Source organism: Protofrankia sp. Cas3 (genome assembly GCF_963555955.1).
Taxonomy (GTDB): domain Bacteria; phylum Actinomycetota; class Actinomycetes; order Frankiales; family Frankiaceae; genus Protofrankia.
This window is the reverse complement of record NZ_CAUVXP010000014.1, coordinates 45,548-59,728: the sequence shown is the minus strand read 5'-3', so window position 1 is coordinate 59,728 and position 14,181 is coordinate 45,548. Positions and strand designations below refer to the sequence as shown.

The following is a 14,181-nucleotide window of genomic DNA, read 5'->3' as shown; positions in this document are numbered from 1 at the left end:
GGCGGCGTTCCCTGACACCGGGTGGTGGAGGCATCGCGGCCCCGGGGGTTCACCCGTGGTTCACAGACCGGATGACAGCCGGCCGCCGGCGGCCGGCCGAGACCCCGCTCGCGGCCCCGCGACGGCACGCCACGACGGGGCGCGAGCTTGCACTCACCCACCTCGAGTGCTAAACAGGACCTGGCACTCACGAGCTTCGAGTGCCAGGGCTGAGCGGCGAGGCCATCTGGCCGTCCGTCGCGGGCGTCGTCTTGGCCAGGCCATTGAACAGCCATTCCCCTGGGAGGACCCCGACACCATGCCGAAGATCATTGCCTTCGATGAGGAGGCACGGCGCGGCCTGGAGCGCGGCATGAACCAGCTGGCCGACGCCGTAAAGGTCACGCTCGGTCCGAAGGGCCGCAACGTCGTTCTGGAGAAGAAGTGGGGCGTCCCCACGATCACCAACGACGGTGTGAGCATCGCCAAGGAGATCGAGCTCGAGGATCCGTACGAGAAGATCGGTGCGGAGCTCGTCAAGGAAGTCGCGAAGAAGACGAACGACGTCGCGGGTGACGGCACCACCACCGCGACGATTCTCGCCCAGGCGCTGGTCCGTGAGGGTCTGCGCAACGTGGCGGCCGGCGCGAACCCGCTGGGTCTGAAGAAGGGCATCGAGATCGCGGTCGAACGCGTCTCGGAGGAGCTCTCCAAGCAGGCCAAGGAGGTCGAGACCAAGGAGCAGATCGCGTCCACCGCGTCCATCTCCGCGGGCGACCCCGCGATCGGCGCGCTGATCGCCGAGGCGCTGGACAAGGTCGGCAAGGAAGGCGTCGTCACCGTCGAGGAGAGCAACACCTTCGGCCTCGAGCTCGAGCTCACCGAGGGCATGCGCTTCGACAAGGGCTACATCTCGCCGTACTTCGTCACCGACGCCGACCGCCAGGAAGCCGTCCTCGACGACCCGTACGTGCTCATCGTCAACAGCAAGATCGCCGCTGTCAAGGACCTGCTCCCGCTGCTGGAGAAGGTCATGCAGGCCGGCAAGCCGCTGGCGATCATCTCCGAGGACGTCGAGGGCGAAGCCCTGGCCACCCTGGTCGTCAACAAGATCCGCGGTACCTTCAAGAGCGTCGCGGTGAAGGCCCCCGGCTTCGGTGACCGTCGTAAGGCCCTGCTCGGCGACATCGCCATCCTCACCGGTGGCCAGGTCATCTCCGAGGACGTCGGCCTCAAGCTGGAGAGCACCACGGTCGACCTGCTCGGCAAGGCCCGCAAGTTCGTCGTCACCAAGGACGAGACCACCATCGTCGAAGGCGCCGGTGACCCCGACCAGATCGCCGGTCGGGTCAGCCAGATCCGCGCCGAGATCGAGAAGTCGGACTCCGACTACGACCGCGAGAAGCTGCAGGAGCGGCTGGCCAAGCTCGCCGGTGGCGTCGCAGTGATCAAGGTCGGTGCCGCGACCGAGGTCGAGCTCAAGGAGAAGAAGCACCGCATCGAGGACGCCGTCTCGAACGCGAAGGCTGCGGTCGAGGAGGGCATCGTCGCCGGCGGTGGCGTCGCGCTGCTCCAGGCGTCGGTCACGGCGTTCGAGAAGCTCGACCTCGCCGGGGACGAGGCCACCGGGGCGAACATCGTCCGGCTGGCCCTCGAGGCGCCGATCAAGCAGATCGCCTACAACAGCGGTCTCGAAGGCGGCGTCGTGGTCGACAAGGTCCGTCACCTGCCCGCCGGCCACGGCCTGAACGCGGCCACCGGCGAGTACGTCGACCTGATCGCCACCGGCATCATCGACCCGGCCAAGGTCACCCGCTCGGCGCTGCAGAACGCCGCGTCGATCGCCGGGCTGTTCCTCACCACCGAAGTCGTCATCGCCGACAAGCCGGAGAAGAACCCGGCCCCGGCGGGTCCCGGCGGCGGCGGGGACATGGACTTCTGAGTCCGCGGTTCGCAGTCTGAACTGGTTGTAAGCCAGCCGGTGGCAAACCGGCCGGTGGTAGAACACAAGGGGCGGTCCCGTTTCGGGGCCGTCCCTTTGCCATGGCAGGACGAGTGGGAGTGTGCACCGCATGACTCAGACCATGCCGCCGGCGGGCTGGTATGCCGACCCTTCTGGCGAGCACCCCTTCCGCTACTGGGACGGCAGCCGGTGGACCGACCAGGTAAGTAATACCCAACCCGGGGCACCCGGCGGCGTACCCGTGCAGACCAACTACACGCCGGACCGGATCCAGCGCCAGGTGCAGGGAAACGCGGGCCTCGAACCCGTCCACGGTGGGCAGGGGACGCTCTTCACCGAACCGATCCTCGTGGTCAACCAGAAAACCAAACTCATCGAGCTGACGAACGAGTACGCCGTGTTCGACCAGTCCGGGAACCAGATCGGATCGGTCGTGGAAGTCGGTCAGAGCGCCGTCAAGAAAGCGGTGCGGTTGGTCAGCTCACTCGATCAGTTCTTCACCCACCGCCTTGAGGTCCGCGACAGTGCCGGTGTTCCCCATCTCACCCTGACCCGACCGGCGAAGGTCTTCAAGTCGCGGGTGATCGTATCTCGGCCGGACGGATTCGAGATCGGCACAATCGTCCAGCAGAACGTCTTCGGAAAGATCCGCTTTGCCCTCCAGAGCGCAGGCACCCCCATCGGGATGATCAAAGCGGAGAACTGGCGGGCGTGGAACTTCTCGATCGTCGACCATACCGACACCGAGATTGCCCGGGTGACCAAGACCTGGGAGGGACTGGCCCGGACGCTGTTCACCACGGCCGACAACTATGTCGTGCAGATCCACCGACCCCTTGCCGACCCACTGCGCAGCCTGGTGGTCGCCTCCGCGCTGACCATCGATACCGCTCTCAAGCAGGACTCCCGCGGCCTCGGCTGACGGCGAGCCACAGACCACAGAATCTGGTCGCCGAGGGTGAAGGTTTCGACAGTCGCAGCTGGAAGCGGCACCATTACTGGCGTGATCCAGCCTGGTTCCGCGCCACGCTCGCGCCGCCCCACCATGGTGCTGCCCACCCCCCCGCTCACCGTCGCAGACCTCGACGAGTTCGGCCTTGAGGATCCGCGCTTCGACCTCATCGACGGGATGTGCCTGGTCCGTGCGTGGCCGACGCCGCTGGAGACCAGGGTGACCAAGCGTCTCGTCCGGCTACTCGTCGAGGTGACCCCCGCGCACATGCGCGTCCACACCCGGGGGGTGAGCCTTCGGATCGAGCCCCGAAGCGAGATCGTGCCCGACATCATCGTCGCGGCGGCGGGCGACGACGACCGTCCCCGCCGCATCACGGACCTGCCCCTGCTGGTCGTGGAAGTCGCCGAGCTCAGCAACCGGCGTTACGACCGGACCCTGAAGTTCGACGTCTATCGCGACCGCGGCGTCCCCAGCTGCTGGCTGGTCGACCCCGACACCCCGACTGTCGACGCCTACGATCTCGTCAACGGAGCCTATGTTCAGGTCGGGTCCGCGACCGGGCAGCAGGAACTCAGCGTGACCAACCCGGTCGCCTGCACGATCATCCCGGCAACCCTGATCGACCCCCCGCATCCAGAGTGACGCCTCCCGCCGGACGGTTATGTCGGGTCAGGATGGTTATGTTGGTTTTGGATGGTTATGTCGGGTCGGGAATGTCGTCGGCGTCGACAATGGTGTAGGCGTAGCCCTGCTCGGCCAGGAAGCGCTGGCGGTGCGCGGCGTACTCCTGGTCGATGGTGTCCCGGGAGACCACCGTGTAGAAATGCGCGCCGCGGCCGTCCGCCTTGGGGCGCAACACCCGCCCGAGGCGCTGCGCCTCCTCCTGGCGTGACCCGAAGGTACCGCTGACCTGGATGGCGACCCCCGCTTCGGGCAGGTCGATCGACACGTTGGCGACCTTTGAAACAACCAGGGTCCGGATCTCCCCACTGCGGAACGCCTCGAACAAACGCTCACGTTCCCGGTTACGGGTCGACCCCTGGATGACCGGGGCACCGAGCAGCTCGCCAAGCTGATCAAGCTGATCAAGGTAGGCGCCGATGACGAGCACCCGATCCCCTGCGTGCCGTTCGACCAACCGTTGCACGACCGCACGCTTGCTGTACGCGGTGGCGCACATCCGGTAGCGCTCCTCGGCCTCCGCAACGGCGTAGGCCATCCGCTCGTCCTCGGTGAGGGTCACCCGCACCTCGGTGCACTCGGCCGGGGCGATCCAGCCCTGGGCCTCGATCTCCCGCCACGGCGCGTCGTACCGTTTGGGGCCGATCAGGGAGAAGACGTCGCCCTCCCGACCGTCCTCACGGACCAGCGTGGCGGTCAGGCCGAGCCGCCGCCGGGACTGGATGTCGGCGGTCATCCGAAAGACCGGCGCCGGCAGCAGGTGCACCTCGTCGTAGACGATCAGACCCCAGTCGCGGGCGCCGAACAGGTCCAGATGCAGATACTCGCCCTTGCGACGGGCGGTCATCACCTGGTATGTGGCGATCGTGACGGGTCGGATCTCCTTGCGTTCACCCGAGTACTCGCCGATCTCGTCCTCGGTGAGTGATGTCCGCTTGAGCAGCTCCGTACGCCACTGCCGGCCGGCCACCGTGTTGGTGACCAGGATGAGGGTGGTAGTACCGGCATGGGCCATGGCCGCGGCACCGACGATGGTCTTGCCGGCACCGCTGGGCAGCACCACCACGCCCGAACCACCCTCCCAGAACCCCGCCACCGCGCCCTTCTGGTACCCGCGCAGCTCCCAGCCGTCCTGGCGCAGTTCGATCGGGTGTGCCTCGCCGTCGACATACCCGGCGAGGTCCTCGGCCGGCCAGCCAATCTTGAGCAACGCCTGCTTGAGTCGTCCCCGCTCGGACGGGTGCACCGCGACGGTGTCCTCATCCAGACGCTGACCCAGCAGCGGCGCGACCTTCTTGGACCGGACGACCTCGGTGAGCACCGCGCGGTCGACGGTCCGCAGGACCAGGCCTCGCTCCGGGTCGTTCTCCAGCCGTAGCCGACCGTAACGGTCCATGGTGTCGGCGACGTCGACCAGCAACGCGTGCGGGACCGCGTAACGGGAGAAGCGGACGAGTGCGTCAACGACCTGTTCGGCGTCGTGACCGGCAGCCCGGGCATTCCAGAGCGCCAGCGGCGTGACCCGGTAGGTGTGGACGTGCTCGGGGGAGCGTTCCAGCTCCGCGAACGGGGCGATCGCGGCCCGCGCCTCGCCAGCCAGCGGATGGTCGACTTCCAGCAACAGGGTCTTGTCAGACTGGACGATCAACGGTCCATCGGCCACTTCTCACCGTCCTCTCACGATTCCTCGCGGCCTCTGGACGCGCAATGAAGGCCATGATCGCACACCCTGAGATTCCATCGGGTCGCGCAGCGATCTGCCACCTACCGACCTACCGACCTGCGGCAACATTCGTCGGCCGTACCAACCCGGATCGAACCAGTCTGCCGATTCTCGCATATTCGCCGCAGGCCGCGACGGATGCCCCGCGAGGTACCGGCCATCGAACCGGTTACCGTCATGGCAGGTCGGCAACGTCCTCCGGATCCACGAATTCAGGGTATTGCTGGTCCGGTACGGACATCGGCCCAACAGCGCCTGTGCCCGTGCCTGTGCCTGTGCCGGCGCTCGCAAGGGCACCGGCCAGGTCGCCACCGGTGGTGCCCGGCATTGCGCCCGCGACACCCAACTCATACGACCAGTCGTAACCGGCGGCCCCACCGGCCGGGAGCACATCTTCGACATCCAGCACGCCGGTGACACGGTGCAACGCGAAGCGCCGGGTCGCCGCAGCACGCTCATCCCACGCGGTCACCCAGCCCCCGTCAACAATCATCGGACGAACAATATGTTCACTAGACTTTCCCTGCTGGTCAACATACCCGAGCAGTATGCGCCGGCCGCTGCGTGCCGCTCCCTGCAGGCTCAGCAACATCAGCGGAGCTGATCGCAGCATCCCGTCGGACACGGAGCCGATCGCAGCGCTGGCTGCCCGGGCCGCCCGGGCGCTGTCGTCCCCCCGACGGATCATCCGCACCACGCCCCGGACCTGCTCGTTGCGGGCACCCGCGGCGTCCGCGGTGCTCGGGCGCGGACGGCCGGGCGTTCTGTGCACCTCCGGTCGGCTCAGTACCACGCGTCCGTCCGGTCCTTCACCGACCGGGGCGAACCCCGCCGCGCGCAGGCCCTCCAGCAACTTGGGCATGGGTAGCGATGAGATCACCACGGTGGGCGCGACCCGCCGCAGCCCGAGGGCCTGGGTCCGCCGCGACGCGACCACCTCGGAGAGCACCGCGGTGTCGTCGCAGCGCAGATAGGCCGCAGCCGGCCCCGCCCGCAACCGGCCGTGACGACGGGCGACGTCATCCACGAGGTAGTCCAGCGCCTGCGGGACGTCCCCGCGGGCGACGCGGGCAAGAAAATCGCGGATGTCCTCGGCGACCCGACCAGCGTCCAGAGCACGCCGCAGGGACGCTTCGGAGAAGCGGAAGACCGTTGCCGCGCCGGACGACTCGACATCGGCCATCTGGGCGAGCTCCGCGGCGATCTCCGGCACCAGGGGACCTGGCGCCACCGCGGTGAGGTCGGCCTGTACCAGCAGTTCACTGACGGGCTCAGGCAACATCGGACTGAGCGCGGCAGCGAGGTCGAAGCGGCGGGCGCCGTCCGCGTCAGTCGCCTCGCCACCGACCAGCGCCCGCCCGGCCGCTGACAGCGCGCCGCGTCCGGTGACACCCAGCAGATCCGCCTCGGCGAACGTCCAGTCGACCATCCGGTCCAGCAACGGCCCACCCCGGCGGGGTAGCCGCCACGCAAGCAGTGCGCGCACCGACTCGGATGTCGGCGCAAGGCCCGCCGGAGCTGCCGCGAAGGCGTCGAGCACGAGGCGGCGCAGCTCCGGCGCGCTCTGGCGGCGCAGCTCCATGGAGAGCGCGGCAACCTGACGGCCCTTGTCGTCGCGCTCCCCCACCAGACCGGGCACCTGGGGGGAGCCCAGCCACGCCTGGACCAACGTGGCCCAGCGCATCGCGGGGGTCTCCACGCACCACCGGTCGTAGGCGGTCGTTGGCATGATCATGACATCCGTGCCGGGAGCGTTGTCGACCAGCCCCGCCGCATAGGCGATTTCGATCACCAGCGCCGCGGCCGGTTCGGCGACGTCGAGAAGCTTCGCTGCCGCGCGGAAGTCCCGGACACTCAGACCGCCCGTGCGCAACGGGATGGGCGGGGTTGCACCCCAGGCTTCCAACAGCGCCGTCACCAGACGAATCACTGTGTCAGCGGCGAGGGCGGCCGCGCCGTCAACCTGGCCACGATCAATAGTCTTGCCGGTGAGCGCAGGCGGTTCGCGATGCAACGTCCCGGCCGGACGGTCACCACGCAGGGTAAGCCCGACCTCCCGGGGAAGCTCAACCATGGTCTCCTCGACGCCGACCAGCAGACCCCGAGCAAGCAGTTGCTCCACGGGTGTGCGGGCGTCAGACGCATGGAGCAGCCGTCTCGCGTCGCCCGTGTGCCCGAGCGCCGGCCCGGCGGCGAGCCGCTCAAGGAGCTGACGGGCCCGCGGACCGCACTCCTGGACGAGGGTCGCCACCCGCTCCGGCGCGGCCAGTGCGGCGCTGAGCTCGTCGAGGAAAGAGCCGCGCACGGCTCCATCGCGGTCACGTTGGGCAGTGACCCCGATCGCCAGCGCGAGCCGGGCGAGATGGGTGTGCCGGTGCCCGGACAGGCAGGCACGTAACGGCCGACCTAGACCGAGTGGACGCTCACCGACAAGGTCGCGGACCATTGCGACAAGCCGGATGGCACTGTCATCCCCCCAGATCAGTGCACGTTCACGCAATGTCGCCACGGGCACTGCCACATCCGAGGCCCCACAGAACCTGACGAGGTCCTCGGCACTCACCGGCGATGGAAGCAGCGTCAACGCCTCGCAGACCTCAAGGGTGAACGTGTCAAGCCGCTCAAGCGCGCGGGTCACGCTCACGCGGATTTCCAGGCGGGCGGCGAGGATGTCGAAGTCGGGCGGCGGCGGCGTGGCCAGATCCGGACGCAGAGCGAGCAGCCGGGTGAGCGCGTCGTCCGAAAGGCCCCGCAACCACCCGGCCAGGGTGGAGGAGACGTCAGGACCGTCCGCCGGCATGGACACCCTCACAACGGTAGCCGGCCAGGTGCAGGGTCCGGCACGCCCTACCGCCTGTCGTGGTCAGATTCGTCGACCACCGGTGGGGAAACCCGTGGGGAAAACAAGCCGACACCGACCTCGGCCGTGCCCACCTGATCGAGAACCCAGCCACCGCTGACATCGAACCGGAGCACGGCCACCGCCGGATCAAGATCAAGTTCGCGTGGAAGGAGCGCTGCGAAGGCCCAGTCCGGCGGGCCGGTCGAAATTATGATCGAAGTCACCTGCAGCCGGCCCGCTGGGACGAGCGCGACCAGCGGGCTCGCGAAGACCGCCCTGGCAATCGCGTCGATCTCGTCCGCTGTCGGCGCCCGACCGGACGGAACGGGAAATACGTTGCGGTCGAACACGGCGGCGGCGGGGACCCGAGCGGAACCGCCAACATCAACCCTGTCAACATCGACCTTGCCGGCGTCGGCTCCGCCGACATCAATGGCGGATGTGTCCGCCGTCCGCCGGACGACCGGACGGATGACACGTGGACCAGCGCCGTGTCGAGGTGCGGAATGCGGACGCACAGGCTCTCCTGCCGCGAGTGACAGGCTGCGACGATACCCAGCCGACATCACGTGAAGCCGCACATCCTGTGACAGAGTGCGACAGACCCGTCAATGCAGATTCCACACGGGCGAGCCTCCGAACGCAAGAGTCTGACGCCAAATGCTTGTCGCAACAGTAGAACATAAACCAAAAACCTGGCGCTACGCACCTTTTCAGCTGTTCTTCTGTTTCAACCTGATATCGGCTGTATACCGCCGCACGCCACTGCGAGGCCGCGGATCAACGTAACTTCTCCACACCGTCAACCAGAAACGCCAGATGATGATCGCGTGCCCAGGTCCCGACCCGCGACTGTGCAGTTGCAGACCCCGGCGACGCGAGCGCCTGCCCGATGGAGAAGCCGACGATCATGAAAACCACGGCGGCGAGCACGGTCAGCACGATCACGGCCGGGCGTCTGCCCGAGGTGCGCCCGCGCGTTCCCGTACCCGCGGACCGCCCCTTGTCCGACGGTGCCCGCGCACTGGTCTGAGCCCTGCCGTCCCGAACCTTGGCGGCCGCAGGCCTGACTGCCTGGGCCGGCCTGACCGGCCGGGAACCCGTACCGCTGGTCCCACCGCCCGTCTGGGCCCGATCCTCCGTGGCCCGACCGTCCGTGGCCCGATCCTCCGTGGCCCGCGGACGCCGCGCGGCGACAACTGACCTGTCGTCATCCCCGGGGATCGTGGCGAACTGGTCGGTGGCGCCGATCTCTTCCCGATCAGCCTGTTTTGCCTGATCCGGAAACGGGTTAAAGCCTTCCGTCGGCGGGCCGGTGTAGGGCCTCGGCCCGGTGGCGGTCCCCGCCGCAGCACCCCGCCCAGGCGCGCCGCCCAGCGCACGATCACTTCCCCGTGGGGGGGCGGTGCGCAAGCCGGATGCAGCGTCAGCCACCCAGCCACGGCCAGGCTGCCGGTCAGGGCCTGCCTGCCGGTCAGGGCCACCGCCCGCGGCGCCGGCCCCCGCACCCCCGGCCACGGGCTGCCCGGGCAACGTGCCAAAAGCCACCAGGTGCCGGCCTGCACTGACCGGTCGCCCGGGGCGGCTGCGGTCACCCCCAGCACCCACGGAACCCCCAGCGCCCGACCGGACCGATTGCCGGCCAGGTGGCTGGCCGGGCGAGCCCGGTGCCGATGTGGCGGGCAGTTGTCCAACCGCAGGCTGCGAGCCGGGAATCGAGGGACGCGGCCCGCTCGGTTCCTGATATTGCGGGTGCGCCGACTCTCCGGGTCGCCACGTCGTGTCATCGTCCCCGGGCGGGACGCCACGCGGATTCACCCACGGGTCGCCTCGATGATCATCTCGTCGGTCGCCCCGGGGCTCGGGGTCTCCTCGGACCACGCGGGCATCCTCCGGTCACACGCGTACGGCAGTGGTTGTGTCGATGTCGTCAGAACAGCGAGATTCAGCGTATCCGTAAGAGGTTTCAGTGGCACAACACACCCCAGCCCAACACCACATCCGACACGAATTGATCTTCGCCGTGGCCTGGCCGCCCAAAGCAGGAACCCAACCCCCCACAGCGGGTTGGGTTCAGCAGGAGGTTGGGGTGAGCAGGGGGTTGACCAGGGGGTTGGGCAGGGAGTTGGGCTCAGCGGGTCCCGGGCAGTGGCCCGTCCAGGACCTCGGAGTCCGCGGAATCGCCGGGTTCCCACCGCAGCGGCGAAGCCGACCGGGTCTGCGCCGCATCGGCGGAGCCGACCGGGTCTGAACCGGCCCGGCGGTACCGATCAGGGCCATACCGACCGGGGCCATACCGACCGGGGACGTCGACTGGGGAGATCCGGGAAGCTTTCGACGGGACTGTCCGCGGCGACCTGGCGGGATGAAAGACCCAGGCGCGCATCAGCACAAAGCGTACGATTGTCGCCACCGTACCACTGAGCAACACGGTGATGATCTCGGCTACGACGCCGGACGACGACCAGAACCGGTGCAGCAGCCCGAGCCCACCGGAGGACACCGCCAGTCCGACAACGAACACGACGCCCGACTCGGCGAACTGACGCACCGCCCCGTCGCCGCCGACCTGCCCGAAGGTCAGCCGCCGGTTCGCCCAGGTGTTGGCAACGGCGGTCATGAGCAACGCGACGAAGTTGGCCGCCAGCGGCGACGTTCCGATCTCCCGGAACATCGCGTAGGCAAGGACGTATGCCAGGGTCGAACACAGCCCGATCGCCGCGAACGTCCGGAGCTGACGGCCCATTCCGCCGGGCAGCCGGGCCGCACGCACCTGCGGTGGCAGATCCACGCCGACCCGCCCCGCGATGATCCGACGGGCGACCCGGATCATTCCGCGAATGTCCTCCATCGCCGTCGCCACGACATCGACCCGGGAGTCCGGGTCGTCCGTCCAGTCGACCGCAACCTCATGAATACGGAGACCGTTACGTTCGGCGAGCAGCAGCAGCTCGGTGTCGAAGAACCAGTGGTTGTTCTCGATCGCGGGCAGGAGAGCGCGGGCCACGTCGGCCCGGACCGCCTTGAAGCCGCACTGGGCGTCCCGGAAGGACGTCCGGAAGGTGACCCTCAGCATCCAGTTGTAACAACGGGAGATGATCTCCCGTTTCGGTCCACGAACGACCCTGGACCCGCGAACCAGCCGAGAACCGATCGCGACGTCCGAATGGCCCGAAAGCAGCGGCGCGACCAACGGCAACAGTGCCTCAAGCCCGCTGGAGAGATCCACGTCCATATATGCGACGACATCGGCATCCGACGCCGACCAGACAGCCCGCAACGCCCGGCCGCGGCCCTTGGCCTCCAGCCGTGTCACCCGGACCCGACTCAGGTCGGCGGCCAACTGCCGGGCGATCGCGGGCGTGGCGTCGGTACTCGCGTTGTCTGCGATCGTGATACGCCAGTCAAAGGGAAAACGGCGGGTCAGGAAGTCATGCAGTCGCCGGATGCTGTCGGCAAGGGCCGCCTGCTCGTTGTAGACCGGGACCACCACCTCAACGACAGGTTGCGGTCGCCATTGAGCTGGTAGCGTCACGGTGGTCGGCGCCGCGACGGCCCTCGGGAGTGCCACGACGGGATTCACGAGCACCCCGGTCTGCCCGCTCCCACCGCCAGGCATCGGCGCCGCAGTGCCCGGTGCAGCCCGTGATGGTTCGCAGTCGCGGCGGCCCCGCAGACGCTTCGGCAGCTTCACCTCTCCAAGGGTTGGGGAAGGCATTGAGGACAGCCTGAAGTAGACCTGAGAAGCTACTGAGAGCACCTTCGCGGGCGCCCTCCCATACCGCGTGACAGCCACCCGGGGACGGTGGCCCGATCACTGGCGTGTCGTCACAGTCTGTAAATCAGGCGACCCGACTGCCACAGCGGTCACGACGTTCGCCATCGTGTGACGGGACAGGTCAGCGGGTTGGGCACTCGGGCAGTTGGATGGTCGGACAGGGAGCGGGTTGACGTGCTTCACGCACTTCCCCATGGGTGCCAACATGGTGGACCCCGCGGTCGCCGTTGTCGCCGCCGTCGCATTCACCGTCGCAGTGCCATCACGGCTCGCCGCATCGATCGCCGACCCACTCGCCGACGGCCGGGCCCGTTGACCGTGACCAGAATGGCCACGCTGGGACCTACGCTCCCGGACGCCGTGCCTCAGCCGACTGTTGGTCGCATTTCAGTCTTCACTCAGCTTGTGAGGGGAAGGTTTCTACCATGAGCACGCGGCCCCCCTTCACCTCCCCGGACGGACGTCCTTCGGACTCGCGGGCACCCGACGCCGGTGGCAACGACCGCCAGTCCGGGCCGGATGCCCCGGTCTGGGCGGCGCCGGATGCCGAGCCATACCCACCCACCCACCGGCCCGCGGTGCAGGCACCGGCGGGTCCAGCAACCCCGGGCCCAGCCGCCCCGGGTGCGGCAGACCCCCGGACGCCCCCCGAGTGGGGCTCAGCCGACGGGTCCGGCCGGACCTGGTGGGGAACGCCCTGGAGCGCGCCCAGTGCGAGCGGCTCCGACGACGCGACGACCGCAGCCGCCTCGGGCGGCCCCGGCTCCGGTTACCCAGGCGGCTCCGGTTACCCAGGCGGCTCCGGCTACCCAGGAGGCTCCGGCTACCCAGGAGGCTCCGGCTCCGGGGCGGCGTCGAGCTCAGGGCTGGCGTCGAGCTCAGGACCGACACCGCCGTTCGGGTCGACGCCGTTCGGGTCGACGCCGTTCGGGCCGACACCACCGCCGTCCGGTCCGTATTACGGCCCCCCGCAGACCGTCGGGCAACCGGCCCCGCCGCCGCGACGCAGGCGGCTCGCCGCCGCCGCGATCGCGCTCGCGCTGGTCTGCGCCGGGGTGGGCGGCGGCGTCGGCGCTCTGGTCGCAGGCGGCAACGACGGGACGACCGTGGTGTCCTCCGCCGGCCTGCAGCGTGGCACCAGCACTGCGGGAACCTCACCAGCCGCATCCGGCACGGTGTCAGCCGCCGCGCAGACCATCCTGCCGAGCGTGGTCACGATTGCCGCCACATCGAGAAACCAGGCGAGCACCGGCTCCGGGGTGATCATTCGTCAGGACGGCTACATTCTGACCAACAACCACGTGGTAACCGACGCCGCACAGGGTGGTTCCCTGAAGGTGACCACGCAGGACGGCAAGGACTTCACCGCAAAGATCGTCGGAACCGATCCGACCTCCGACCTCGCGGTGGTCAAAATTGACGCAACCGGGTTGAAGGCGGCAACCTTCGGCGACTCCGACGCGCTCTCGGTCGGCGAACTGGTGGTCGCGGTCGGCAGCCCGCTCGGACTCAGCGGCACCGTCACGTCAGGGATCGTGAGCGCCATGCACCGGCCGGTGCGCACCGGCGACACCAACGTCCAGGACAGCAACGCCGTCCTGGACGCCATCCAGACCGACGCTCCGATCAACCCCGGCAACTCCGGCGGCCCGCTCGTCAACAGCAGGGGCGAACTGATCGGCATCAACTCGGCCATTGCAACGGTGGGCTCGAGCAGTGGCGGGTTCGGCAGCCAACAGGAACAGCAGGCCGGCAACATCGGTGTCGGGTTCGCGATCCCATCCAACTATGCCCAGACCATCGCCGGTGAACTGATCAGCAAGGGGACCGCGGTACACCCGTATCTCGGTGTGAACGCCTCAACCGCCGGAGCAAGCCAGACCGACCCGAACGGTGACGGAAGCGGCGCCACCATCCAGAATCTGGTCAGCAACGGACCCGCCCAGCAGGCCGGACTTCAGGACGGCGACGTCATCACCAAGCTGGGAGACCGCCGGATCACCAGCGTTGACGGGCTCATCGCGGCAGTCCGGTCCCAGCCGATCGGCAGCAAGGTGACCATCACCTACACCCGCGGCGGCCAGCCACATACCGCGGAGGTCATCCTGACTCAGCAGCCACCGTCCTGATCGCCCACGGCTCCGCGGCAGCCACGACCAAGCCATGATCAAACAATCGTCGGCCTGACGGGTCCAGCATGTGACAGCAAAGTTTTCCCGACGTTCCCCTCATGGCATGGCCGGAACCCTCTAACGTAGCG

At 68.4% G+C, this 14,181-nt stretch carries 10 protein-coding genes; 5 read left to right on the top strand and 5 right to left on the bottom strand.

What is annotated here, in order from left to right:
* Window positions 1-298: 298 nt before the first annotated feature.
* The 3 genes from groL (at window position 299) to U9983_RS04840 (ending at window position 3,539) form a co-directional block, all read left to right on the top strand.
* Window positions 299-1,921, top strand: a complete 1,623-nt coding sequence (gene groL / locus U9983_RS04850) for a chaperonin GroEL (RefSeq protein ID WP_322752861.1) — start codon at window positions 299-301, stop codon at window positions 1,919-1,921.
* Between the two features lie 130 nt (window positions 1,922-2,051).
* Window positions 2,052-2,864, top strand: a complete 813-nt coding sequence (locus U9983_RS04845) for a phospholipid scramblase-related protein (RefSeq protein ID WP_322752860.1) — start codon at window positions 2,052-2,054, stop codon at window positions 2,862-2,864.
* An 81-nt stretch (window positions 2,865-2,945) separates the two neighbouring features.
* Window positions 2,946-3,539 (top strand): Uma2 family endonuclease, encoded by a 594-nt coding sequence (locus U9983_RS04840; protein ID WP_322752859.1) that lies wholly within the window; start codon window positions 2,946-2,948, stop codon window positions 3,537-3,539.
* Window positions 3,540-3,594: 55 nt separating this feature from the next.
* Here U9983_RS04840 and U9983_RS04835 read toward each other — a convergent pair whose 3' ends face one another.
* From U9983_RS04835 to U9983_RS04815, 5 genes are all read right to left on the bottom strand, one after another.
* The gene (locus U9983_RS04835; RefSeq protein WP_322751775.1) at window positions 3,595-5,241 is read right to left on the bottom strand and encodes a DNA repair helicase XPB; all 1,647 of its coding nucleotides are present in this window, start codon (window positions 5,239-5,241) and stop codon (window positions 3,595-3,597) included.
* Between the two features lie 235 nt (window positions 5,242-5,476).
* Window positions 5,477-8,101 (bottom strand): helicase-associated domain-containing protein, encoded by a 2,625-nt coding sequence (locus U9983_RS04830; RefSeq protein ID WP_322752866.1) that lies wholly within the window; start codon window positions 8,099-8,101, stop codon window positions 5,477-5,479.
* Between the two features lie 47 nt (window positions 8,102-8,148).
* On the bottom strand, window positions 8,149-8,661 hold the full coding sequence (locus U9983_RS04825) for a hypothetical protein (protein ID WP_322752858.1): 513 nt from the start codon (window positions 8,659-8,661) through the stop codon (window positions 8,149-8,151).
* 262 nt (window positions 8,662-8,923) lie between these two features.
* Window positions 8,924-9,577 (bottom strand): hypothetical protein, encoded by a 654-nt coding sequence (locus tag U9983_RS04820; protein WP_322752857.1) that lies wholly within the window; start codon window positions 9,575-9,577, stop codon window positions 8,924-8,926.
* Between the two features lie 697 nt (window positions 9,578-10,274).
* Window positions 10,275-11,714 (bottom strand): bifunctional glycosyltransferase family 2/GtrA family protein, encoded by a 1,440-nt coding sequence (locus tag U9983_RS04815; protein ID WP_322752856.1) that lies wholly within the window; start codon window positions 11,712-11,714, stop codon window positions 10,275-10,277.
* Between the two features lie 376 nt (window positions 11,715-12,090).
* On the opposite strand from U9983_RS04815, the gene U9983_RS04810 reads away from it, so the two are divergent.
* A complete protein-coding gene (locus U9983_RS04810; protein ID WP_322752855.1) occupies window positions 12,091-12,237 on the top strand; it encodes a hypothetical protein in 147 nt (48 codons plus the stop codon).
* A gap of 109 nt (window positions 12,238-12,346) precedes the next feature.
* A complete protein-coding gene (locus U9983_RS04805) occupies window positions 12,347-14,050 on the top strand; it encodes a trypsin-like peptidase domain-containing protein (RefSeq protein WP_322752854.1) in 1,704 nt (567 codons plus the stop codon).
* Window positions 14,051-14,181: the final 131 nt, after the last annotated feature.